This is a genomic window from Rubrivivax gelatinosus (assembly GCF_004340905.1).
GTDB classification, from domain to species: Bacteria; Pseudomonadota; Gammaproteobacteria; order Burkholderiales; family Burkholderiaceae_C; genus Rubrivivax; species Rubrivivax gelatinosus.
In genome coordinates this window covers 93,286-115,439 of the sequence record NZ_SLXD01000016.1, presented here as the reverse complement: position 1 = coordinate 115,439, position 22,154 = coordinate 93,286, and the positions used below count along the sequence as shown (strand labels likewise).

The 22,154-nt window shown below is 74.6% G+C and carries 19 protein-coding genes; 5 read left to right on the top strand and 14 right to left on the bottom strand.

Features of this window, described 5'->3' with window-relative positions:
* Positions 1-96 precede the first annotated feature (96 nt).
* Positions 97-1,899, bottom strand: coding sequence for a DUF885 domain-containing protein (locus EV684_RS21400; protein WP_132649378.1), 1,803 nt, complete (start codon positions 1,897-1,899; stop codon positions 97-99).
* A 146-nt stretch (positions 1,900-2,045) separates the two neighbouring features.
* Between EV684_RS21400 and EV684_RS21395 the strand changes: the two genes are divergently transcribed.
* Positions 2,046-3,017: a DMT family transporter gene (locus EV684_RS21395; RefSeq protein ID WP_132649377.1), complete on the top strand. Its 972-nt coding sequence runs from the start codon at positions 2,046-2,048 to the stop codon at positions 3,015-3,017.
* 9 nt (positions 3,018-3,026) lie between these two features.
* Here the strand turns inward: EV684_RS21395 and glcF are convergent, their stop codons facing one another.
* The 9 genes from glcF to EV684_RS21350 form a co-directional block, all read right to left on the bottom strand.
* Complete coding sequence (gene glcF, locus EV684_RS21390) at positions 3,027-4,271, bottom strand: glycolate oxidase subunit GlcF (protein WP_132649376.1); 1,245 nt, start codon at positions 4,269-4,271, stop codon at positions 3,027-3,029.
* The gene (locus EV684_RS21385) at positions 4,271-4,906 is read right to left on the bottom strand and encodes a class I SAM-dependent methyltransferase (RefSeq protein ID WP_132649375.1); all 636 of its coding nucleotides are present in this window, start codon (positions 4,904-4,906) and stop codon (positions 4,271-4,273) included. Before EV684_RS21385 ends, glcF begins: the two co-directional genes overlap by 1 nt.
* 2 nt (positions 4,907-4,908) lie before the next feature.
* A complete protein-coding gene (gene glcE / locus EV684_RS21380; protein WP_132649374.1) occupies positions 4,909-6,003 on the bottom strand; it encodes a glycolate oxidase subunit GlcE in 1,095 nt (364 codons plus the stop codon).
* A 2-nt stretch (positions 6,004-6,005) separates the two neighbouring features.
* A complete protein-coding gene (locus EV684_RS21375; RefSeq protein WP_132649373.1) occupies positions 6,006-7,532 on the bottom strand; it encodes an FAD-linked oxidase C-terminal domain-containing protein in 1,527 nt (508 codons plus the stop codon).
* 97 nt (positions 7,533-7,629) lie between these two features.
* Positions 7,630-9,516, bottom strand: coding sequence for a serine/threonine-protein kinase (locus tag EV684_RS21370; RefSeq protein ID WP_132649372.1), 1,887 nt, complete (start codon positions 9,514-9,516; stop codon positions 7,630-7,632).
* 125 nt (positions 9,517-9,641) lie between these two features.
* Positions 9,642-10,829: an FIST signal transduction protein gene (locus EV684_RS21365; RefSeq protein ID WP_132649371.1), complete on the bottom strand. Its 1,188-nt coding sequence runs from the start codon at positions 10,827-10,829 to the stop codon at positions 9,642-9,644.
* Between the two features lie 11 nt (positions 10,830-10,840).
* On the bottom strand, positions 10,841-11,395 hold the full coding sequence (locus tag EV684_RS21360) for a PhaM family polyhydroxyalkanoate granule multifunctional regulatory protein (protein ID WP_132649370.1): 555 nt from the start codon (positions 11,393-11,395) through the stop codon (positions 10,841-10,843).
* A 49-nt stretch (positions 11,396-11,444) separates the two neighbouring features.
* Positions 11,445-12,377, bottom strand: coding sequence for a TraB/GumN family protein (locus EV684_RS21355; protein WP_132649369.1), 933 nt, complete (start codon positions 12,375-12,377; stop codon positions 11,445-11,447).
* The gene (locus tag EV684_RS21350) at positions 12,374-13,324 is read right to left on the bottom strand and encodes a fumarylacetoacetate hydrolase family protein (RefSeq protein ID WP_132649368.1); all 951 of its coding nucleotides are present in this window, start codon (positions 13,322-13,324) and stop codon (positions 12,374-12,376) included. The genes EV684_RS21355 and EV684_RS21350 overlap by 4 nt, the downstream gene beginning before the upstream one ends.
* A gap of 47 nt (positions 13,325-13,371) precedes the next feature.
* Between EV684_RS21350 and EV684_RS21345 the strand changes: the two genes are divergently transcribed.
* From EV684_RS21345 to EV684_RS21335, 3 genes are read left to right on the top strand one after another with little or no spacing between them, the layout of a single operon-like run.
* Positions 13,372-14,271 (top strand): DUF3108 domain-containing protein, encoded by a 900-nt coding sequence (locus tag EV684_RS21345; protein WP_207896861.1) that lies wholly within the window; start codon positions 13,372-13,374, stop codon positions 14,269-14,271.
* 36 nt (positions 14,272-14,307) lie between these two features.
* Positions 14,308-14,559, top strand: a complete 252-nt coding sequence (locus EV684_RS21340; RefSeq protein ID WP_310733572.1) for a BTH_I0359 family protein — start codon at positions 14,308-14,310, stop codon at positions 14,557-14,559.
* Between the two features lie 21 nt (positions 14,560-14,580).
* Positions 14,581-15,639, top strand: coding sequence for a homocysteine S-methyltransferase family protein (locus tag EV684_RS21335; RefSeq protein ID WP_132649365.1), 1,059 nt, complete (start codon positions 14,581-14,583; stop codon positions 15,637-15,639).
* Positions 15,640-15,673: 34 nt separating this feature from the next.
* Here EV684_RS21335 and sppA read toward each other — a convergent pair whose 3' ends face one another.
* On the bottom strand, positions 15,674-17,521 hold the full coding sequence (gene sppA, locus EV684_RS21330) for a signal peptide peptidase SppA (RefSeq protein ID WP_242478730.1): 1,848 nt from the start codon (positions 17,519-17,521) through the stop codon (positions 15,674-15,676).
* Positions 17,522-17,776: 255 nt separating this feature from the next.
* On the opposite strand from sppA, the gene EV684_RS21325 reads away from it, so the two are divergent.
* Positions 17,777-18,739, top strand: coding sequence for an AEC family transporter (locus EV684_RS21325; RefSeq protein WP_132649364.1), 963 nt, complete (start codon positions 17,777-17,779; stop codon positions 18,737-18,739).
* Here EV684_RS21325 and EV684_RS21320 read toward each other — a convergent pair whose 3' ends face one another.
* From EV684_RS21320 to EV684_RS21310, 3 genes are read right to left on the bottom strand one after another with little or no spacing between them, the layout of a single operon-like run.
* Entirely contained in the window at positions 18,740-19,330 is a 591-nt protein-coding gene (locus EV684_RS21320; RefSeq protein WP_132649363.1) for a DedA family protein, read from the bottom strand.
* A gap of 52 nt (positions 19,331-19,382) precedes the next feature.
* The gene (locus tag EV684_RS21315) at positions 19,383-20,015 is read right to left on the bottom strand and encodes a trimeric intracellular cation channel family protein (RefSeq protein WP_132649362.1); all 633 of its coding nucleotides are present in this window, start codon (positions 20,013-20,015) and stop codon (positions 19,383-19,385) included.
* 2 nt (positions 20,016-20,017) lie between these two features.
* Complete coding sequence (locus EV684_RS21310) at positions 20,018-22,042, bottom strand: primosomal protein N' (protein ID WP_132649361.1); 2,025 nt, start codon at positions 22,040-22,042, stop codon at positions 20,018-20,020.
* Between the last annotated feature and the right edge of the window lie 112 nt (positions 22,043-22,154).

Genomic DNA, 22,154 nt, shown 5'->3' with positions numbered 1-22,154 from the left:
ACAACTGGCACAGGCCACACCACAGCATCGACCTCAAGCCGCCGGTCTCACGTCTCTTGGTTCCCCGAAAGAACCTGTTGACACTTCACAGCTAGCTCAGCGCCGCGCTTCTCGCGCGATCCACTCGTCGACCAGCGCCTCCAGCGTCGTCAGCGGCAGCTCGCCGCGGTCGATCAGCGCGTTGTGGAAGCGCCGCAGGTCGAACTTCGTCCCCAGCCGCGCCTGGGCGCGCGCGCGCAGCTCGTCGATCTTCAGCCGCCCGACCCTGTAGCCCAGCGCCTGGCCGGGGTCGGAGGTGTAGCGGTCGACCTCGGCCTCGACGTAGGCGCGTTCGACGCCGGTGCGTTCGACCATGAAGTCGATCGCCTGCTGGCGGCTCCAGCCCTTGGCGTGGAGGCCGGTGTCGACGACCAGGCGCGCGGCGCGGAAAGCCTGCCACTGCAGATGGCCGAACAGGCTGTACGGGTCGTCGTAGGCGCCGAGCTCGCGCATCAGCGTCTCGGCGTACAGCGCCCAGCCTTCGACGTAGGCGGTGTAGCCGCCGCCTTCGCGCCGGAACTCGGGCAGGCCGTGCAGCTCCAGCGCGCGCGCGCCCTGCAGGTGGTGGCCGGGCACGGCCTCGTGCGCGACCAGGGTCGCCATGCCCCAGGTCGGCTGCTGGCGCCAGCCGACGAGGTTGGCGTTGAACCAGCCCGGCCGGCTGCCGTCGACGGCGCCGCCTTCGTAGAACTCGGACGCGTCGGGGCCCATGTGCTCGGGCATGCCGCGCACGCCGTAGGTGCCGCGCGGCAGCTCGGCGAACAGGCGCGGCATCTCGGCGTCGAAACGCTTGGCCATCGCCTGGTAGCGCAGCAGCAGCTCCTCGGGGCCGGAGACGAAGAAACGCGGGTCGGTGTTGAGCCACTTCACAAAGGCCGCGAAGTCGCCCTGGAAGCCGGTCGAGCGCATCACACGCTCCATCTCGGCGCGGTCCCGGTCCAGCTCGCGCAGGCCGATCGCGTGGATGGCGTCGGCGCCCAGGTCGGTCGTCGTGCTCTGGCGCACCAGCATCTCGTAGACACGCGCGCCGTCCGGGTAGTGCGCCAGCGAGCCGTCGGCCGGTGCCTTGGCGCGGTACTCGCCGGCGACGAAGTCGCGCAGCCGGCGCATCGCCGGCAGCACCTCGCGTTCGATCGCCTCGCGGCCCTGGGCCTGCAGCGCCGCGCGCTCGGCCTCGGCCATCGCCGGCGGCAGGCGGCGCAAAGGCTCGAAGAAGGGGCCGGCGGCCGGGTCGGCGGGCAGCTGGGCGTCGATCTGGGCGATGGCGCGCTCGAGCACCGGCGCCGCCGGCACCCAGCCCAGCGCCATGCCGTGGCGCATCAGCGCGATCTCCTGGTCGATGCGCCGCGGCAGCGCCGCCATGCGCGCCAGCACCTTGGCGGCGTCGGCGCGGCCGTCCATCGGCATCATCCGCAGCAGGCTGGAGAAATCGGACTGCACGCCGCCCATCGCCTCGATGCGCAGGCTGCGCCAGCCTTCGAACGGCTGCTCGGCGAGGTGGCGTTCGCGCTGCTCGATGAACAGGTCCAGCGAGACGCGGTCCTGCGGCGACAGCCGCGCGCGCGGGATTGCCCGCGCCTCGGCCAGCCAGCGGCGCTCCTGCGCGGTGGCGGCGCGTTCGGCTTCGGGCGAGACGTCGCCCAGCCGGTCGTCGAAACGGTGGTCGCCGCGCCAGGTGGCCCACTCGGGGTACAGGCGCGCGCTGTCTTCCCAGTGGCGTGCGAACAAGGCGTGCAGGGCGCGCGTGGCGGCGTTGTCGGCGCGGGAGGCAGCGGCCGCCGGGGCGGCCAGGGCGGTCGTGAGGGTGGCGGCCGAGCCCAGGGTCAGGGCGGCGGCGACGGCCAGCGTACGAAGCGGCATCGGGAGGTCTCGTGGACGGCGAAGCCGTCGATTCTGGCCAGGGCCGCGGCGCTGGGCGATCCCGTGCGACGAAGCCTTGCCGGTGCCGACGAAGCCGGCGCAATCCGGTACAAGACCGCCGCGCGCCGCCGCGGCACGATGCGCCCATGTCCCACCGTGCCGCGCTCGTCTCCGGAACCCTGTTCGCCCTTGCCGCCGGGCTGATGTGGGGGCTGATCTTCGTCGCCCCGCTGCTGCTCGCGGCCTACCCGCCGGCGATGCTGTCGGTCGGGCGCTACCTCGCCTTCGGCCTGATCGCGCTGCCGCTGGCCTGGCTGGACCGGGCGCGCATCCGCGAGCTGACACGCGCCGACTGGGCCGACGCGCTGCGCCTGGCGCTGGTCGGCAACCTGCTCTATTACCTGCTGCTGTCCTCGGCGATCCAGCGCGCCGGCGGGCCGCTGCCGACGATGATCATCGGCACGCTGCCGCTGGTCATCGCGGTGGCCTCCAACCGCCGCAACCGGCACCGCGACGGGCTGCTGTCGTGGCGCCAGCTCGCGCCTTCGCTGCTGCTGATCGCCGCCGGGCTGGCGCTGGTCAACCGCGCCGAGCTGGCGCAGCTCGCGCCCGACGCCGACCGCGGCCGTTATGCCCTGGGCGCGCTGCTGGCCGTCGGCGCGATGGCCTGCTGGACCTGGTACCCGATCCGCAACGCCGACTGGCTGCGCGCCCACCCCGAGCGCTCGCCGTCGACCTGGGCCACTGCGCAGGGGCTGGCGACGCTGCCGCTGGCCCTGACCGGGGCGCTGATGCTGGCCGGAGCGTCGGCCGCGGGCTGGATAGACCTCGGCGGGCCGCTGGGGCCCACGCCCTGGCGTTTCGTCGGCCTGATGCTGGTCGTCGCGCTGCTGTGCTCCTGGCTGGGCACGCTGTGCTGGAACGAAGCCAGCCAGCGCCTGCCGACGACGCTGGCCGGCCAGCTGATCGTCTTCGAGTCGCTGGCCGGCCTGGCCTACGCCTTCGTGCTGCGCGGCCAGTGGCCGCCGGCCGACACGCTGGCCGGCATCGCGCTGCTGATCGCCGGCGTCGCCTGGGCGCTGCGTTCGAAGCCGCAGCCGGTGCCCGCGGCCGCCTGAGGACACGATTCAGGCGATCAGTTCGTCCAGCAGCTCGATCCAGTGCCGCACCGGCGTCTTCGTGCCGCCCTGCAGGTGCTGGATGCAGCCGAAGTTGGCCGAGACGATGACGCCCGCTTCCAGCGGCTCCAGGTTCGCCAGCTTGCGCCGGCGCAGCGCCTGAGACAGCTCGGGCTGCAGCACGCTGTAGGTGCCGGCCGAGCCGCAGCACAAATGGCTCTCGCTGCCCGCCAGGCGCACGTCGAAACCCAGCTCGCGCAGCCCGTCCTCGACGCCGCCACGCAGCTTCTGGCCGTGCTGCAGCGAACACGGCGGGTGGTAGGCGACACGTGTGCCGGGCGCGATCTTCAGCCGGGGTCTGAGCGCGGCGACGATGTCCGGCAGCAGCTCGCCGACGTCGCGCGCGAGTTCAGCGACGCGGCGCGCCTTGGCGGCGTAGGCCGGGTCCTGCGCCAGCGCCAGGCCGTACTCCTTGACCGTCGAGCCGCAGGCCGAGGCGTTGAGGACGAGCGCCTCGACACGGCCCTGCGAGGTCAGGCCCTGGATCAGCGGCCACCAGGCGTCGATGTTGCGGCGCATGTCCGCGAGCGAGCCCTCGGTGTCGCCGAGGTGGCCGCGGATCGCGCCGCAGCAGCCGGCTTCGTCGGCGACCAGGGTCTGGATGCCGGCGGCGTCGAGCACACGCGCCGTCGCCGAGTTGATGTTCGGCGCCAGCGAGGGCTGCACGCAGCCCAGCAGCATCAGCACCTTGCGCTTGTGCTCGCGCTGCGGCCAGAGCCTGGCGCGCGCGCCCGGCGCGGCGGTGACCTTGTCCTTCAGGCGCGCCGGCAGCAGCGGCCGCAGCGCGCGCCCGGCGGCCACCGCCGTGCCGAAGGCCGACGAGGTCAGGCCTTCCTTCAGCAGCCAGCGCGCCGTGCGTTCGCCTCGCGGGCGCTCGACTCGCTGCTCGACAAGATGGCGGCCGATGTCGACCAGGCGGCCGTACTGCACGCCGCTGGGGCAGGTGCTCTCGCAGTTGCGGCAGGTCAGGCAGCGGTCCAGGTGCAGCTGCGTGCTGCGCGTGACCGGCGCGCCTTCGAGCAGCTGCTTGATCAGGTAGATGCGGCCGCGCGGGCCGTCGAGCTCGTCGCCGAGCAGCTGGTAGGTCGGGCAGGTGGCGGTGCAGAAACCGCAGTGCACGCACTGGCGCAGGATGGCCTCGGCCTCCTCGCCTTCGGGCGTGCCGCGGAACTCGGGCGACAGATGGGTCTGCATCAGGCGAGCGTGTAGTCGAGCACCCAGTAGTGCTCGTACGCGGTCCAGCGCGGATCGCGGGCCCGCGGGCCGAGCACGGCGGAAGCCTCGTCGGGCGTCGGGAAGTTCTTCAGCACCTCGTGCACGCTGCCGTCGTCGAGCACGCGGTCCTGGTAGGTGTTGCCGGCTTCGTCGCGGCGCGTCAGCGGCGTGCTGCTCGTCTGCACGAAGCTGTTGTCCAGCATGACGACACGCGCGCCGGGTTCCAGCCGCGCGTGCAGCGTCGCCAGCCAGCCGGGCAGGGCCTGCAGCGCCACGTGGCTCCACCAGCAGCCGGCGAACGCGGCGTCGAAGGACTCGTCGCCCAGGCCGTCCAGCGTGTAGGCGTCGACCTGGCGGAACTCGACGGCCGCCGGCAGCGCCTTGGCGCGTGCGACGTCCATCGTCTCGGGGTTGGCGTCGGTGGCCAGCCAGCGCCGCGCGTCGCGCGCGGCGTGCGGTGTCCACCAGCCGGTGCCGCAGGCGATCTCGAGCACACGCCGGCCGGCGAACGGCGCCGCCAGCGAGGCTTCCATCGCACGCAGGTCGGCCTGGCGCTCGGGCTTGTGATAGACGCGTTCGTAGTAGGCGGCGCGGCGCTTGTAGTAGTCGAGCATCGTCAGAGATCCGGGAACAGGCGGCCGGGGTTGAAGACGCGCGCCGGGTCGAAAGCGTCCTTCAGCTGGCGGTGCAGCCGGTCCAGCGGCGGTTTGGGCGGCGTGAACACCGGCCCGTCGCCGGCGCCGCGCCAGCGTGTCGCGTGGCCGCCGGCGGCCGCCGCGGCGGCGCGCACCGCGGCGGCCGGCAGCGGCGTGCACAGCCAGCGCTGGCCGCCGCCCCATTCGATCAGCTGCTCGCCGGCCAGGCCCAGCGGCGGTGCGGTCGGCGGCAGCGACAGCCGCCACAGCGCGGCGCCACGGTCGACCGCCGCGCGGGCGCCGGCGAAGAACTCGTCCTGCTGGTCCCGCAGCCCGGTCCAGAAGCCGTCGGCCAGCGTCGGCGCGATCGGTTCGCCGCCCAGCTTCTCGTAGGCCGACTGCACCGCGGCGGCGGCGCCGGCCAGGCGCAGCACCAGCGTGCCGTCCCACCAGGCACTGGCCGAGATCGGCAGCGGCTGCGCCGACCAGGCCGCCAGGCGCTGCAGCGCCTCGGCTTCGCCGAACTCGTAACGCAGCGTGGCCACCGCCGGCGGCCGCGGCAGCACCTTCAGCGAGACCTCGCAGATCAGGCCCAGCACGCCCAGCGAGCCGGCCAGCAGCCGCGGCACGTCGTAGCCGGCGACGTTCTTCATCACCTGGCCGCCGAAGGTGAGCACCTCGGCGCGGCCGCTGAGCATCGTCGCGCCGAGCACGAAGTCGCGCACGCTGCCCGAGGCCGCGCGGCCGGGGCCGGCCAGGCCCGCGGCGACCATGCCGCCGACGGTGCCACCAGCTTCGAAACGCGGCGGCTCGAAGGCCAGCCACTGGCCACGTTCGGCCAGCGCCGCCTCCAGCTCGGCCAGCGGCGTGCCGGCGCGTGCGGTGACGACCAGTTCGCTCGGCTCGTAGGAGCTGATGCCGGCCAGATCCGCCGTCTGCAGCGGCTCGCCGGCGGGCGCTTCGCCGTGCCAGCGTTTGCTGCCGCCGCCGACGATCTCGAGCTTCGTGCCGTCGGCCGCCGCGGCCCGCACGCGTTCGACCAGGCGGCCCAGGGCCGCGTCATCGTGTGCCGTCATCGTCAGAAACGCTCCAGTTCCGCGAAGGCCAGCAGGCCGCGCCGCACGTGCTGCTTGCCGCCTTCGACGCAGCGCACCAGCGTCGGGATCACCTTGCCGGGGTTCAGCAGCCCGGCGGGGTCGAAGGCGGTCTTCAGCGCCGCCATCTGGGCGCGTTCCTCGGGGCTGAACTGCACGCACATGCTGGCCAGCTTCTCGACGCCGACACCGTGCTCGCCGGTGATCGTGCCGCCCAGGCGCACGCTGGTCTCCAGGATGTCGGCACCGAAGGCCTCGCAGCGGCGCAGCTGGTCGGGGTCGTTGGCGTCGTAGAGGATCAGCGGGTGCAGGTTGCCGTCGCCGGCGTGGAAGACGTTGGCGCAGCGCAGGCCGTAGGTCTGCTCCATCTGCTGGATGGCGAGCAGGATGTCGGCCAGGCGCTTGCGCGGGATCGTCGAGTCCATGCAGAGGTAGTCCGGGCTGATGCGGCCCGAAGCCGGGAAGGCGTTCTTGCGCCCGCTCCAGAAACGCAGCCGCTGGGCCTCGTCGCGGCTGACCTCCAGCCGCGTCGCGCCGCAGCCGGTCAGCACGTCCAGCATGCGCTTCACCTCTTCGGCCACTTCCTCGGGCGTGCCGTCGCTCTCGCACAGCAGGATGGCCTCGGCCGTCAGGTCGTAGCCGGCGTGCACGAAGTCCTCGACCGCGGCAGTCATCGGCTTGTCCATCATCTCCAGCCCGGCGGGGATGATGCCGGCGGCGATGATCGCCGCGACCGCGTCGCCGGCACGGCGCACGTCGTCGAAGCTGGCCATGATGCAGCGTGCGAGCTGCGGCTTGGGCACCAGGCGCACCGTGACCTCGGTGGCGACGGCCAGCATGCCTTCGCTGCCGATGACCGCGGCCAGCAGGTCCAGCCCCGGCGCGTCCAGCGCCAGGCCGCCGAACTCGACGGCCTCGCCCTCGGCGGTGAAGCCGCGCACACGCAGCACGTTGTGGATCGTCAGCCCGTACTTCAGGCAGTGCACGCCGCCGGAGTTCTCGGCGACGTTGCCGCCGATCGTGCAGGCGATCTGGCTCGACGGGTCGGGTGCGTAGTACAGGCCGTGCGGCGCCGCCGCTTCGCTGATGGCCAGGTTGCGCACGCCGCACTGCACGGTGGCCGTGCGCGCCAGCGGGTCGATGGCGAGGATGCGGTTGAACTTGGCCAGCGACAGCGTCACGCCCAGCGCGTGCGGCATCGCGCCGCCCGACAGCCCCGTGCCGGCGCCGCGTGCGACCACCGGCACGCCCAGCGCGTGGCAGGCGCGCAGCACGCCCGAGACCTGGGCCTCGGTCTCGGGCAGCGCGACGGCCAGCGGCAGCTGGCGGTAGGCGGTGAGGCCGTCGCACTCGTAGGGCGTGGTGTCCTCGCGCTGCCAGAGCAGCGCGTGCGCCGGCAGCACCTTGCCCAGCGCGGCGACGACCTCGGCCTGGCGGCGGGCGCGCGTGGCGGCGTCGGGCGGGGCCTCGGCGGCGGAAGTCGCGGCGTCGGCGGGCAGGGGTGCGTTCATGCGCGGGGAGCTGGCGGCGGGCTGCGGAGGACTGTAGCGCGCGGGGCACGTCCCGCGCCGCCCCGGGGTCAGGGCCTTCCGTGCCGTCGGCTGTCGCTCATCCGGGCACGCGGTCGGTGGCGCGGAACTCCACGCACTGCGCGTGGCGCGCCCAGGCCGCACGATCGCACTGCTGCTGGAAGCAGCGGTAGAGCGCAAAGCCGCTGCGCTCGCCGCACGCGGCCCGCGGCGTGGCCGGGCCGGCGGCACGGGGGGGCGGGTCGAGGAACTCCTCGCGCGGCGGCGGCGCGGCCGGCGGCGGCGCGGGATCGGCCGGGACGACGGGCGGCGTCTCGACGGCCACCGGCGGCGGCGCGGCGGGCTCGGCGGGCTCGGCGAGCACCGGCTGCGAGGCCGGTGCCACCGGGGCGGCGGCGGCCGGCTGCGCCTGCAGGGTGGCCGGTCGGGCATCGGGGCCGCGGGTCTCATGCCACCACAAACCCAGGCCGAGCGCGGCAGCCAGGCCCAGGGCGGCGAGCATCCAGCGCATCACGCTGTCGCGCGGGGGCGGCTCCAGCGGCAGCGTGCGTGCGGTCGGCGCGGGCGGCGTGGCGGGCGGCGCGGCAGGCTCGCGTGCCGCGCCATCACGCCGCGGCGGTGCCGGCGGGAGGGTCTCGATGACGCGCTGGATCAGGTCCACGGTGGCGGCGTCGGGCTCCTCGTCGGCAGCGGGCCGGGCGGGCATCGGCCCGGGTGTCGTGGCGGGCTCGAACTGGAAAGGCACCAGCGGCGGGTCGCGCCGGGCGCCGTGGCGTGCGGCGGCGACACGTTCCGGGGTCGACGCGGCCGCGCCGGCCGCGGGGGCCGCGCCGGCGGGGGGCGTTTCTTCGGGCCAGCGCGACCAGTCCGGCGTGTGCCCCGGGTTCGTGGCGCCGCGGCCCAGTCGGCCTCGTGGCCCGGGGCGTGCGGCCGCGGGGGCCGCCGCGGGTGCCGGAACCGGCGCCGGTTCCGGCGCCGGGAGGTCGAGTTCGACGTCGATCGCCGGTTCGGCGCGTGCCGTGGCGCTGCGGCGCGGCGGGCCGTTGGCCAGCCAGGCGGCGAACTCGACGATGCTCTGCGGCCGCGCGGCGATGTCGGGCGACACCGCGGCGTCCAGCGTCGCCAGCAGCGCCGGACCGTAGCGCGCCGACGGGTGATCGAAGAACAGCCGTTCGACGACCGCCGCCAGAGGCTCCGTCGTGCGCCCCGCCGGTGGCGGCAGCAGGCCGGTGATCGCGAAACGCGCCAGCTGCGCGAGCGCGAAGACGTCGCTCCAGGAGCCGATGCGCGCCGGGTCCTCGTCGATCTCGGGTGCGGCGAAACCGGGCTCCAGCGCGGCCATCGCCGGGCCGCCGAGGGCAATCGCACGTTCGGCATAACCGGGCCCCAGCAGCAGCGGCCGGTCGTCGTCGAGCAGCAGCACGCCGGCCGGATGCAGGCCGCCGTGCACGCCGTTGACGCGGTGCCACTCGTGCAGTGCGGCCAGCAGGGCGTCGAGCAGTGCACGCAGCGCCGGTTCGTCGGGCGGGCCGCTCATCTCGCGCCGCAGCTCGGCCAGCGGCCGGCCGGCGTACCAGGGCATCACCAGGCAGGCGCCGCCGTGCGCCGGCAGCAGATGCAGGACACGCGCGATCGACGGGTGGTCGCAGCGCGCCAGCCGCCGGCCTTCGTCGATGAAGGCGCGCAGGCCGTGTTCGAAGAGCTCGGCCTGCGCCGGCTCTGCCGGCCCGATGTCGCCATAAGGCCCGCGCCGCGCCAGCGCGGCCGGCAGGTACTCCTTCAGCGCCACCGGCACTTCCAGCCCGTGGTCCCAGCCGCGGTAGACGATCGAGGTGCTGCGCACGGCGACGACGCCGCGGAACTCGAAGCCGCCGAGCCGGTGCCCGGGCGGCCAGGCGCTGACGCCGGGGGGCAGCGCGTGCGCGGCCTGGGCGAGACGTTCTGGCGTGGAGGGCTGGTCGTTCATCGTGCGCGGCCGACGGGTCCGTGAAGGTAGCCGTCACCGCGCCGCGACGCTGTAAGCCCTTGTTGTGCCCGCATGCGGCCGGGGGGCAGCACGCAACAAGGGCCCGCGCCGGCTTACCTCCGCTTTCAGGCCCGGCCGGTGAAGACCGTCAGCACCCCGGTATAGCCGTAGACGTGGCGGTGCGCGATCTCGCCGCCGGCGAAGAAGCCGACCAGCGGCACGTCGCCGAGTGCATGGCGCACGATCTGCAGTTCGGCCGAGGCGCCGCCGAAGTGCGGCCCGCCGCGGCCGGCGCAGCTGACGTAGATCGCGCCCTCGATGCGGCGGCCCGCCAGCGCGCTGCCCGGCGCGTCGGGCGCCGCCGGGCTGAGTTCCTCGCGGATCTCGCTGCAGATGCGCACCAGGTCGCGCCGGGCGGCGTCGACGTCGCGCGTGCAGAACGCCAGCCGCATGCCCGGCTCGACGATGTCGGTGAGTGCGACCGCCTTGCGGCCCGGGTCCAGGCCGACCAGATGGCGCACCCGCACCTCGGGGCCGAACTGGCCGCCGCGGCCCACGGCCTGCTGGTCGCCGTCGGTCAGGCCGGCGAGCGTGGCGCGCAGCCGCGGCAGCGCGTCGCGCGGGTCGTGCGCCGCGTCCAGCCCCAGGTCGTGCAGCAGGCAGGGCAGCGCGGGCGCGCCGTCGAGCTCGGCAACGAGGTTGCGCTCGGCGCGCGTGATCGTGCGCACCGGCCCCACCGGCTGGCAGCCCTGCGTCACGCGCGACAGCAGCGCGACGTCCTCGGTGAAGGCGACGCCGGACAGGCCGCCCTGCCAGACGCCGTCGGCCAGGTGCACGGTGGCCGAACGCGACGCGGCCAGGCCGCCGAACAGATAGCCGCTGTCGACGCGGTCGCTGAGTTCGGCGATCAGCTCGGCGAGCTCGGGCGTCGCCGGGTCGGCGTGCACCAGCGCGCTGAAGGCGGCGATGCGGTGCAGCGGGCGCACGCCGGAGAAGACCTCGAAGCAGCCGGCGGGCAGGTCGCAGAGCATCAGCGCCAGCGCCGGTTCGTCGAAGTACTCGACGCCGCTGGCGGCGACGCCGACACCGACGCTGCCGACCCAGGCGACGCCGGGCCAGCGCTGGCGCAGCTCGTCGAGCAGCGCTTCGGCCTGCGGCGCGTAGGCGTCGGTGAGGTAGACGAAGCCCAGCGTCGGCGGGCCGCCGGGGCCGGCTTCCAGCGCGGCGCGCGCGGCGTCGATCTGCGCCGCGGCCAGCGCCAGCGCCATGCGCCAGTCGGGGTGGGTGGCGTGTCCGGTGACGAAGCTCGGCATCGGCTGGCGCTTCAGGTCGACCGGGGGCGCCGCGGGGCGGCGATGCGTTTGGCCGCGGGTTTCTTCGCCGCGGCCGGGCGGGCGGTTTTCTTCGCCGCTGCCGCGGCCGGCGTGGCGGCACCGCGCGCGTCCGGCATCGCGGCGCTGGCGATGTCGCCGAACTGCTTGGTGAGTGCACCCCACCACTGCATCGGGTCGATCGCCGGCGGCGCCTTGGGCGGTTCCTCGGCGGCCGGCGTGGCCGCTTCGGGCGCCGCGGCAGGCTGCGGATGCAGCTTCAGCGCCTCGCGCAGGTCGGGCATCGGCACGTTCATCGAGCGCAGCGTCGACAGCGTCATGCGCTGCACCTCCAGCGCCTGGATCGTCGTGCCCAGCAGGCGTGCGTTCTGTTCGAGCCAGAACTGCACCGTGCGCAGCTCGGAGATGCGTTTCTCCAGCTCGTCGGGGTTCAGCGTCGGCGCGATCCACTGGCCGATGTTCGGCATCCCGGCGCCGGCGTTCTGCAGCAGGCCCTGCAGGAAGTCGTAGCCCGGCAGCATCTTCGCGAAGTCGGTGGCACCCGTCATGGCGGTCTCCTCCTGTGGCGTTGTCGGTCCATTGTGCGCCGGTGGCCGTTCAGCGCGCCGGCGTCACGGCGCGCACGACGAAACCGCGTGCGGCCAGCAGCCTGGGCAGGCCCTGCTCGCCCACCATGTGCATCGCGCCGACGGCGGCGAACACGCGGCCACCACGTGCGTGTTCGGCCTCGATCGCGTCGGCCAGCGCCGGGTTGCGGGCGTCGATCAGTTCGTGCAGCGCGGCGCGGTCGGCGTCGTCGGCGACGCAGTCGCACCACTGCTCGTAGTCTTCCAGCGTCGCGACGTCGGCGCGTTCCCAGGCGCTGGCCAGGCGCCGCAGCTGCTCGGTGCCGCCGCCCGACTCCAGCGGCTGCAGCGAACGCTCCACCGTGGCGGCGATGGCCTTCGCCTCGCGCGGCATCAGCAGCGCCGCCTGGGCTTCGGCGGTCTCCAGCGCGACGAGCCTGCGGCCGCCGGCACGGGCCGCGGTCGCCAGCGCGGGCTCCTGGCCCCAGGCGGTGTCCAGCCCGGCGCGTCGCGCCTCGGCCAGCGTGACGACGATGGCGCGCATCGCCGGGTGCAGCGCGGCCAGGCCGGGGTTGTCGACGCAGGCGGCGCGTTCGGCGCGCTGCAGCCGCTCGGCCAGCGCCGGCGGCAGCGGCGGCACCGGGCGCAGCGCCTCGGTGACGATGACGCGCTGCACCGCCGGGTCGTCGGGATCGAGTTCGAGCGCGACGACGTCGGCGCCGGCCAGCGCCTGCGCGACGCGCGGGCCGGGCACGGTCCAGCCGGGTTTGCCCAGGTGCAGCGTGCCGTAGAGCCAGGAGCGGTGGCCGTCGCGTTCGAGGGTCCACAGCGGGCCGCGGTCGGCGGCCGGCGCCGGCGTCGGGTCCACCGGCGGCGGGCAGTCCTGCGCCAGCGCCGGCGGCAGCGCGCCGAGCGCGAGCACGGCGGTGGCAAGGCGGCGCTTCCAACGGGCCAGGAGCTTCATTCGCCGATCTCCGAGACACGTTGTTCGATCGCGCCGAAGGGGCTGGAGCCGTCGGCGGCGAAGGCTTCGACGCGCAGCGTCGAGCCGGTTGCAAGCCAGGTGGTCGTCGGCTCGGTGCCCGCGGCGGCCTCGGCGGCGCGGCGCTCGGCCAGGCAGCCGGCGCCGTCGGCGATGTCCTTGGCGCCGATCGTGCCGCTGCCGACGATCGCGCCGGCGCCCAGGCCGCGGGTCGCGGCCACGCGTGCGATCAGCCGGCCGAAATGCCAGCGCATGCCGGCGGCGGCGTCCAGGCGGGCGAAGCGCCGGCCGTCGAGGCGGGTCTCGACCGTCAGCGCCAGCTTGCCGCCGCGCCAGGCCTCGCCCAGTTCCTCGGGCGTCACGGCGACCGGGGCGAAAGCCGCCGGCGGCGCGGCGTCGCCGTCGTCGCCGCGCCAGGCGTTGGCCAGCAGCACCAGGCGCACGCCGTCGAGCGCACGGTCGGCCGGCGTGCCGGCGGTGACGTCGCCGGTGACGACGGCCAGCTGCGGGCCGAAGTCGCGCCGCGTCGAGGCGGCGGCGAACTCGACCTCGTCGTGCGCGCCGAGCAGCCCGTCGCCCGCGGCGGCCAGCACCGGCGGCGCTTCGCGCAGCGTGGCCGGCGGCTCGACGCCGAGCGAACGCAGCACGCGTTCGGCGGCGTCGGGATAGGCGCCGACCTGCACCCAGTGGCAGGCGCGCGGCAGCGGCGCCATGCACTGGCGCGTGTCGAAGGCGAAAGCGTGGCGCGCCTTGCCATGGTTCAGCGCGGTGTACAGGTCCTCGAGCTGCGGGCTGACGAAGTTCCAGTCGTCGAGCACCTGCTGCAGCCGGGTGGCGATGCCGGTGGCGAAGTGGGCCTGCTTCAGGTCGCGGGAGACGACGGCGAGCTGGCCGTCGCGCGACCCGTCCTTCAGGGTGGCAAGTTTCATGGGCGAGGGGGATCGGCGGAGGTTCGGGGACCGGGCAGCATTCTGCGATGCCCGCGCCCCGCCCCGTGTCGCCCCCACGCCGCAGCCGGCGTTGGCCGGCGGCCGCGGCGCTGGCTGCCGGGCTGGCGGCGCTGCACCTGGTGCTGCTGGACGCGCTGAACCGGCCGCCGGTGGCCGGGCGCACGGTGTCGCCGGTGGCCGGCGTCGTGCTGGTGCCGGTGGCGCAGCCCTTGCCGCCGCCGGCCGAGCCGAGACCACGCCGCGTGGCGCCGCGGGCGCTGGACCCGGCCGCGGTGCTCGCGCCGCCGCCGCTGTACGCCGTGCAGCTGCCGCCGCCGCAGCAGCTGCGCTGGCAGCGCCGCCGCGGCGAGGCCGAGGACGAACTGCGGCTGGACTTCGAACACGATGCCGCCGGCTACCGCCTCGAGCTGGCCGATGGCGCCGGCGACGGCTGGGCCAGCCGCGGCACCGTCGGCGTGCACGGGCTGGAGCCCGAGCGCCTGGTCGAGCGCCGGCGCCAGCGCGACGTGCGCGCGGCCAACTTCCGCCGCGAGCTCGGCCGCATCAGCTTCTCGGGCGGCGCCGGCGAGCAGCCGCTGCAGCCCGGCGCGCAGGACCGGCTGAGCTGGCTGCTGCAGCTGGCCGGCGTCGTCGCCGCGGCGCCGCAGCGTTTCGGGCCCGGCGCGGCGGTCGAACTCTTCGTCGCCGGCGCCCGGGGGGATGCCGGCTGGCGGCGGTTCGAGGTCCGCGGCGTCGAGCCGCTGGCGCTGCCGGCCGGCCCGGTGCTGGCCGCGCTGCGGCTGGAAAGCGCCGCGCAGCGCCCGTACGAGCCCGCGCTGGAGGTCTGGCTGGACCCGGCACGCGGCTGGCTGCCGGTGCGCTGGAGAAGCCGCGTCGCCGAGACCGGCGCCGAGGCCGACCATCGCCTCCTCGCCGCCGGCTCTTGAAATGGCCGCCGGCGCGGCCAACTGCGGCCCATGCAGATGCTGTACCAATCCGACACCTTCGTCGTCGTCCGGGTCGAACTGCCGGCCGAAGCCGGCATCCCGGCGCGCGGCGGCTACGAGATCGTCGACAAGCTCGCGCGCACCGACATCTGGATCGAGGGCGCGATCGCCGAGAGCTTTCGCCGCGGCGTGCAGGACCTGGTCGAACGCGACCCCGGCCCCGAGGCCTTCGACGACTTCATCGCCGGCTACGCCCAGCTCGCGCAGCAGCCGCTGACCCTGCACTGAAGGGGCGGGCACAATGCGGCGATGAACGCCCGCACGCCCGCCTACACCCGCGGCCAGGCCCTGGCCGACCTGCTGCCCCGGCGCATCGTCGTCATCGACGGCGCGATGGGCACGATGATCCAGCGCTGGAAGCTCGGCGAGGCCGACTTCCGCAACGAGGCGCTGCGCGAGCATCCGAAAGACCTGAAGGGCAACAACGACCTGCTGTCGATCACGCGGCCCGACGTGATCCGCGAGATCCACGCCCAGTACCTGGCCGCCGGCGCCGACATCATCGAGACCAACACCTTCGGCGCGACGACCGTCGCCCAGGAAGACTACGACCTGGCGCACTGGGCGCGCGAGATGAACCTGGCGTCGGCGCGCGTCGCGCGCGAAGCCGCCGACGCCGCGGCCACGCCCGACAAGCCGCGTTTTGTCGCCGGCGCGCTGGGCCCGACGCCGCGCACCGCCAGCATCAGCCCCGACGTCAACGACCCCGGCGCGCGCAACGTCAGCTTCGACCAGCTGCGCGACGCCTACCGCGAGCAGGCCGAGGCGCTGCTCGACGGCGGCGTCGACCTGTTCCTCGTCGAGACGATCTTCGACACGCTCAACGCCAAGGCGGCGATCTTCGCGCTCGACGAGCTGATGGAAGCGCGCGGCGAGCGCCTGCCGGTCGTCGTCTCGGGCACCGTCACCGACGCCTCCGGGCGCATCCTGTCCGGGCAGACGGTGGGCGCGTTCTGGCACTCGGTGCGCCATGCGCGGCCGCTGGCCATCGGCCTGAACTGCGCGCTCGGCGCGGCGCTGATGCGGCCCTACATCGAGGAGCTGTCGCGCATCGCCGACGACACCTACGTCAGCTGCTACCCGAACGCCGGCCTGCCCAACCCGATGAGCGAGACCGGCTTCGACGAGACGCCGCCGGTCACCGGCGCGCTGATGGAGGACTTCGCGAAAGCGGGTTTCCTCAACATCGTCGGCGGCTGCTGCGGCACGACGCCCGACCACATCGCCGAGATCGCGCGCCGCGTCTCGGCCTACCGGCCGCGCTCGCGCCGCGACCCGCTGTTCACCGGGCTGGTCGCGGCGGCCTGAGCGCTGCGCCCGGCTGTGCCGGGCAGCCGGCGGTTCACGGCGCCGCGCACTCGCAGTGGGCCATGGCCGCCGGGCGGCGGCCCTCGCTGGCCTGCAGCAGCCAGGCGGTCTGCTGCTTCAGCTCGGCCAGCGGCGCCGGCAGCGGCGGCGGCAGCGCGGCGTCCAGCGCCGGCTGCAGCGCGCTGACACCCAGGCCGCCGAACCAGGCCATCAGGCGTTCGGCGCGGCCCGGGGCTTTCTCCATGTACTTCACGCGGTAGCCCGGTGCGAGCTTGGCTCGCGCCGCGGCGACGGCCAGCGCGTCGCGCAGGCCGCCGCTGCGGTCGACGAGGCCGCGAACACGCGCCTGTGCGCCGCTCCAGACGCGGCCCTGGCCGATCTCGTCGATGCGTTCCGGCGTCGTCTTGCGCGCCGCGGCGACACGGTCGAGGAACTGGCCGTAGACATGGCCGATGGTCGACTGCAGCACCTGCTCCATGCGCGGATCCAGCGGCGTGCGCGGGTCGTAGGCGTCGACCGCCCAGCTCGTGCGGTAGCCCTCGGTGTTCAGCCCGAGGCGTTCGAGCGCCCGTTCGGCGGTCGGCAGCACGGCGATGACGCCGATCGAGCCGGTGATCGTCGCCGGGTCGGCGACGATCTCGTCGGCCGAGGTCGAGATCCAGAACCCGCCCGAAGCGGCGACGTCGCCCATCGAGACGACCACCGGCTTGCCGGCGCTGCGTGCGAGTTCCAGCTCACGCCGGATCAGCTCCGAACCGAAGGCGCTGCCGCCGGGCGAGTTCACGCGCAGCACGATGGCACGCACCGAATCGTCGTCGCGTGCGCGCCGCACCAGCGCCGCCGTCGACAGCCCGCCGACCGTGCCCGGGCCGGCCTCGCCGTCGACGATCGGGCCCTCGGCGACGACCACCGCCACCGCGGGGCCGGCCGCCGGCGGCGTGAAACGTGCCGCGTAGTCGGCAAAGCCGATCTGGCGGAAGCTCTCGCCGTCGCGTTCGCCGCGAGCGATCAGCGCCGCGCGCAGCTGGTCGCGGGTCTTCATCGCGTCGATCAGGCCTTCGCGGGCGGCGAGCTTGGCGGGGTCGCCGCCGGCGGCGGCCAGGCGCTCGGGCAGTTCGGCGATCGCCTGCGCCAGGCTGCCGGCCGGCAGGCGGCGGGCGTGCTCGACGGCCGCGGTGTAGTCGGCCCACAGGCCGTCGTAGAGCTCGCGGTCGGCTTCTTCGGTCTCCGGCGACGGGCCGCTGGCGGCCAGGGTCTCGGCGGCGTTCTTGAAGCGCCCGGCGCGCACCACATGCGCGGTGACGCCCAGCTGTTCCAGCGCGTCCTTGAAGTAGGTGCGCCGGCCGCCGTAGCCGCTGATCTCGACGCCGCCCATCGGGTGCAGCCAGACCTCGTCGGCGTGCGCGGCGAGGTAGTACTGGCGCTGGTCGTAGTTCGAGCCCCAGGCGACGACCTTCTTGCCGCTGGCGCGGAAGCGGTCGACCGCGGCGGCCACCTCGCGCAGCGTCGGCAGCCCGGCGCCGGCGAAGTCGTCGAGCACCAGCAGCGCGCTCGTGATGCGCGCGTCGGTGGCGCCGGCGTCCAGCGCGGTCAGCAGGTCGCGCAGCCGCGTCTGCTCAAGTTCCGAGCCACGCGCCTTCTGCAGCGCGTTCTCCCGCAGGCTGCCGCTGAACTGCTCGCGCACCGGGCCTTGCGGGTTGACGACGAGCACCGTCTTGTCCGCCAGCGGCGGCGGCCCGCGGTGCAGCAGCGTCCAGGCCACGGCGGCGATCACCGCCAGCAGCAGCAGGTTCAGCAGCGCCCGGCGCCCGGTGTCCACCAGCCACCACAGGCCGTGCAGCACACGCATCGTCCGGGAACGGGGTTTCGTCTCGTCGGCCATCGCTTCCTCCTCTGACGGGTGCGAGGCTAGCAGGACGTCGAAGAACGCATGGCCAATTCGTCAGCGATCGTCGGCGATGAAGCGGTCGTCGGACTGACTGGAGCCTCCCTCACGGAGGGAGGCTGGAGGGTGTCGTCGAACGAGCTGGAGCACCCTCCTGGAGGGGGCTCGGGGGAGCTGTGCGTTACAGCCGCAGGCTCGGCGTCCGGGCGGCGGACGCCGCTCGGACGCCGAGCCATTGCGATACTCGCGGCGATGTTGTCCATCCTCGCCGTGACGGCGCCCTTCTTCGCGCTGGTGGCGGCGGGTTACGCCGCCGGCCGGCTGCATCTGCTGCCCGAGAGCGCGATCCCCGGCCTCAACGTCTTCGTCCAGTGTTTCGCGCTGCCGGCGATGCTGCTGCGCCTGGCGATGGCGACGCCGATCTCGCAGCTGCTCGACCCGGCGGTGCTGCTGTGCTGGCTGGGCGCGGCGGCGGTCGTCGTCGGCGGCGTGCTGGGCTTCACGTGGCGCCGCGCCGGGTTGAAGAACGCGTCCTTCGGCGCGCTCGTCGCGACCTTCCCGAACTCGGGTTTCATGGGTGTGCCGCTGCTCGTCGGCCTGCTCGGGCCGCAGGCCGCCGGGCCGACGATCGCGGTGCTGCTGATCGACGTCTTCGTGACGAGTTCGCTGTGCATCGCGCTCGCCCAGGCCGGCGACGCCGCCGGCCACGGCACGCGGCGCGCGCTGGCGCTGGCTTTGCGCGGCGCCTTCGGCAACCCGCTGCCCTGGGCGACGGCGCTGGGCGCCGTGTTCTCGGTCGCCGGCGTCGGCCTGCCGGGGCCGGTGGACGTGCTGGTCCGCATGCTGGCCGACGCCGCGACGCCGGTGGCGCTGTTCACCGTCGGCGCCGTGCTCTGGCGCGCCGGCCAGCGCGCCGGCCACGGCACGCGCTGGGGCGGCGTGGCGGCGATCACCGCGGTCAAGCTCGTGGTGCACCCGGCGCTGGTGGCCGCGCTGGCGCTGGGGCTGATCGTGCTGGGCGTGCCGCTGTCGCCCGAGCAGGCGATGGTGCTGACGCTGGCCGCCGCGCTGCCCAGCGCGAGCAACGTGCCGCTGCTGGCCGAGCGCTACCGCGCCGACGCCGGGCCGGTGGCGCGCGTGGTGATGGTCTCGACGGCGCTGGCCTTCTTCAGCTTCAGCGCGCTGGTGGCCTGGATGGGCGTGCAGCCGGGCTGATCAGCGCCGGCGCAGCACGCGCCACAACCAGGCGGCGAGCGCGGCGACGACGATGGCCTCGGACACCGGGCCGATCCAGCGTGCCGCCGCTTCGTGGCGCTCGCCCAGCGTGAAGCCGGCGCCGGCCAGCGCCGAACACCAGATCAGCGTGCCGGCGGTGGACCACAGCAGGAAACGCGGCAGCGCCATGCGTGCGACGCCGGCCGGCGCCGAGATCACGCTGCGCACCGCCGGCACCAGCCGGCCGCCGAAGACGGCGCGGGCGTCGTGGCGCTCGAACCAGCGTGTCGCACGTTCGACCTCGTCGCGCGACACCGTCAGCCAGCGGCCGTGGCGTTCGGCCAGGTGCTCCAGCCGGCGCTGCCCCAGACGCTGGCCGAGCCAGTACCAGGGCAGCGTGCCGGCCAGCGAACCGGCGGCGCCGGCGGCGACGACCAGTGCCGGGTCCAGCGTGCCCCGCGCGGCGTGGAACCCGGCGAAGGGCATGATCAGCTCCGACGGGATCGGCGGCAGCACGTTCTCCAGCGCCATCAGCGCCGCGATGGCCCAGTAGCCGTGGGTCTCGATGAAGCCGGTGATCCAGTCCGCCATGCGCGGGCTCCGCGGAAAGCAAAGCCGCGAAACGGCAAACGGCGTTCCCGTTTCAGCGCCGGCCGGCGCGCCACTCCGGCAGGCGCAGGTCGCGCCACAGCGTCCCGGCACGCAGGCCGAAAGCCAGCGCGGCGCCGGCGGCCAGGCTGGGGCCCGGCGGCCAGCCCCAGTGCTCGCCGAGCACGACCAGCCAGCCGCCGACGAAGGCGCAAAGGGCGTAAGGCTGGTGGTCGTTGAAGGCCGTCGGCACCTCGGCGCAGGCGATGTCGCGCAGCACGCCGCCGCAGGCCGCGGTCATCGTGCCCATCAGCACCGCGATCAGCGGCGGCATGCCGGCGGCCAGCGCGATCTGCGTGCCGCTGGCGGCGAACAGGCCCAGGCCCAGCGCGTCGGGCCACTGGATCGCACGCTGCGTCGTCGAGACGTGGCGGTGGTCGAGGTAACGCATCGCCAGCAGCGTCAGCAGCATCAGCCCCCACAGCCAGTCGGCGTTGTCGACCCAGAAGAAGGGCCGGCGGTCGAGCAGCAGGTCGCGCATCGTGCCGCCGCCGAAGGCCGACAGACAGGCCACCGAGAACGAGCCGACGACGTCCAGCCGCTTGCGCGCCGCCGCCAGCAGCCCGGCGGTGAAGAAGGCCAGCGTCGCGGCGACCTCGATCGCCAGGTGCAGCAGGTCCAGATGCATGTTCAGATTGCCAGCGGGTCGACGTCGACGGCCCAGCGGATCAGGCCTTTGTGATGCGGGCGCAGCGCGTGCAGCTGCGGCAGCCAGCCGGCGAGGAAACGCTGCAGCGCCGGCCGCGACGTCGACTCGACGAGCATCTGCACACGTTCGACGTCGGCCACGCGCGACACCGCCGGCGGCACCGCCGGGTACAGGCCGATCGTCTCGACGCCCTCGGCCAGCGTCGCGGCTTCGTCGAGGAAGGCGGTGGCGACCTCGGCGCTCTTGGCTTCCGCCCGCAGCAGCGCCAGGTGGCTGAACGGCGGCAGCCCGGCGCTGCGGCGCTCCTCGAGCTGGCTGGCGGCAAACGCCGCGTAGTCGTGGCGCTTCAGCGCGTCGAACAGCGCGTGTTTCGGGTTCCAGGTCTGGATCCACATCTCGCTGCGTGCCGCCTGCTCGGCGTCGCGCCCGGCGCGGCCGGCGGCCTGCATCAGCAGCGCGAACAGGCGCTCGGGGGCGCGGAAGTCGCTGGCGAACAGCGCCGAATCCGGGTTCACCGCGACGACCAGCGTGATGCGGCGGAAGTCGTGGCCCTTGGCCACCATCTGCGTGCCGACCAGCACGTCGACCTCGCCGGCGTGCACCGCGCCCAGCTGCTGCTCCAGCGCGCCAGCGCCGCGTGTGCTGTCGGCGTCGATGCGAGCGACACGCGCCTCGGGCAGCAGTTCGGCCAGCTGCTCGGCGAGCTTCTCGGTGCCGCGGCCGATCGGCGCGATGTCCTGGTTGCCGCAGTCGGGGCAGGCGCGCGGCACGCGTTCGGTGAAGCCGCAGTGGTGGCAGCGCAGCGTGCGGTCGCCCTTGTGGAAGACGCGCCAGGCGCTGCAGTGCGGGCAGCCGCTCTTCCAGCCGCATTCGCCGCAGTGCAGCACCGGCGCGTAGCCGCGGCGGTTGAGCAGCAGCAGGCTCTGCTCGCCGCGTTCGAGCCGCTGCTTGAGCGCGTCGAGCACCGGCGGCGCCAGCACCGGCGCGTCGACACCGCGCTGGCGCGGCAGCCGGCCCATGTCGAAGACGCGCACGCGCGGCATCGCGCCGCCGCCGATGCGTGCGTCCAGCGCCAGCCGCCGGTAGCGGCCTTCCTGCACGCGCTGCCAGGTCTCCAGCGACGGCGTCGCCGAGCCCAGCAGCACCGGCACGCCGGCGTCGTGGGCGCGCCAGACGGCCAGGTCGCGCGCCGAGTAGCGGGCGCCTTCCTGCTGCTTGAACGAGGGGTCGTGCTCCTCGTCGACGACGACCAGCCCCAGCCGCGGCAGCGACGCGAACACCGCCAGCCGCGTGCCGAGCACCAGGTCGGCCGTGCCCAGGTGGGCCTGCAGCCAGTTCTTCAGCCGCTGCGCCGGCGTCAGCGCGCTGTGCAGGCTCACCAGGCGCCGGCCGGGGAAACGCGCGGCGAATCGTGCTTCGAGCTGCGGTGTCAGGTTGATCTCGGGCACCAGCACCAGCACCTGGCCGCCGGCGTCCAGCGCCTGTTCGGCGGCGCGCAGATAGACCTCGGTCTTGCCGCTGCCCGTGACGCCGTGCAGCAGCGCCGGCGCCGTGCCTTCGGCCAGGGCGGCCAGCGCGGCCTGCTGTTCGGCGCTGGGCTCGGGCCGTGGTGGTGGCTCGGCGGCCGGCGGCGGTGCGAGTTTGGCCAGCTTGGCGACGCGGCGCGCGAGCTGCACGTCGTCGAGCTTGCGCAGCTCGGGCGGCAGCACCGACAGCGCCAGTTCGCCGACCCCCCGCTGGTAGTAGCCGGCGGCGAACTCGACCAGCCGGCGCCAGGCCTCGCCCAGCGGCGGCAGCGCCTGCAGCGGCGGGCCGGCCGGGCGCAGCGCGTCGTCGGCGAGCTCGGTGTCGCCGGCGCGGTGCCAGACGATGCCCGGCACCTCGCGCCGCCCCAGCGGCACGCGCAGCAGCGTGCCGGGTGGCCAGGCCTGGTCGGCGAGGTAGTCGAGCACGCCGACCCCCGTGTGCTGGGGTGTCTCGACGGCGACGGCGATACGGTTCGTCATCGGCTCGTCACTTGCGTGCGAAAGCTCGGTGGCTTCTCAAGGATCGTCCCCAAGTCCTTGTGTCGGAAGGCTTTTCGGACCTGCCCACAGCTTCTGTGGATAACTTTGTGCA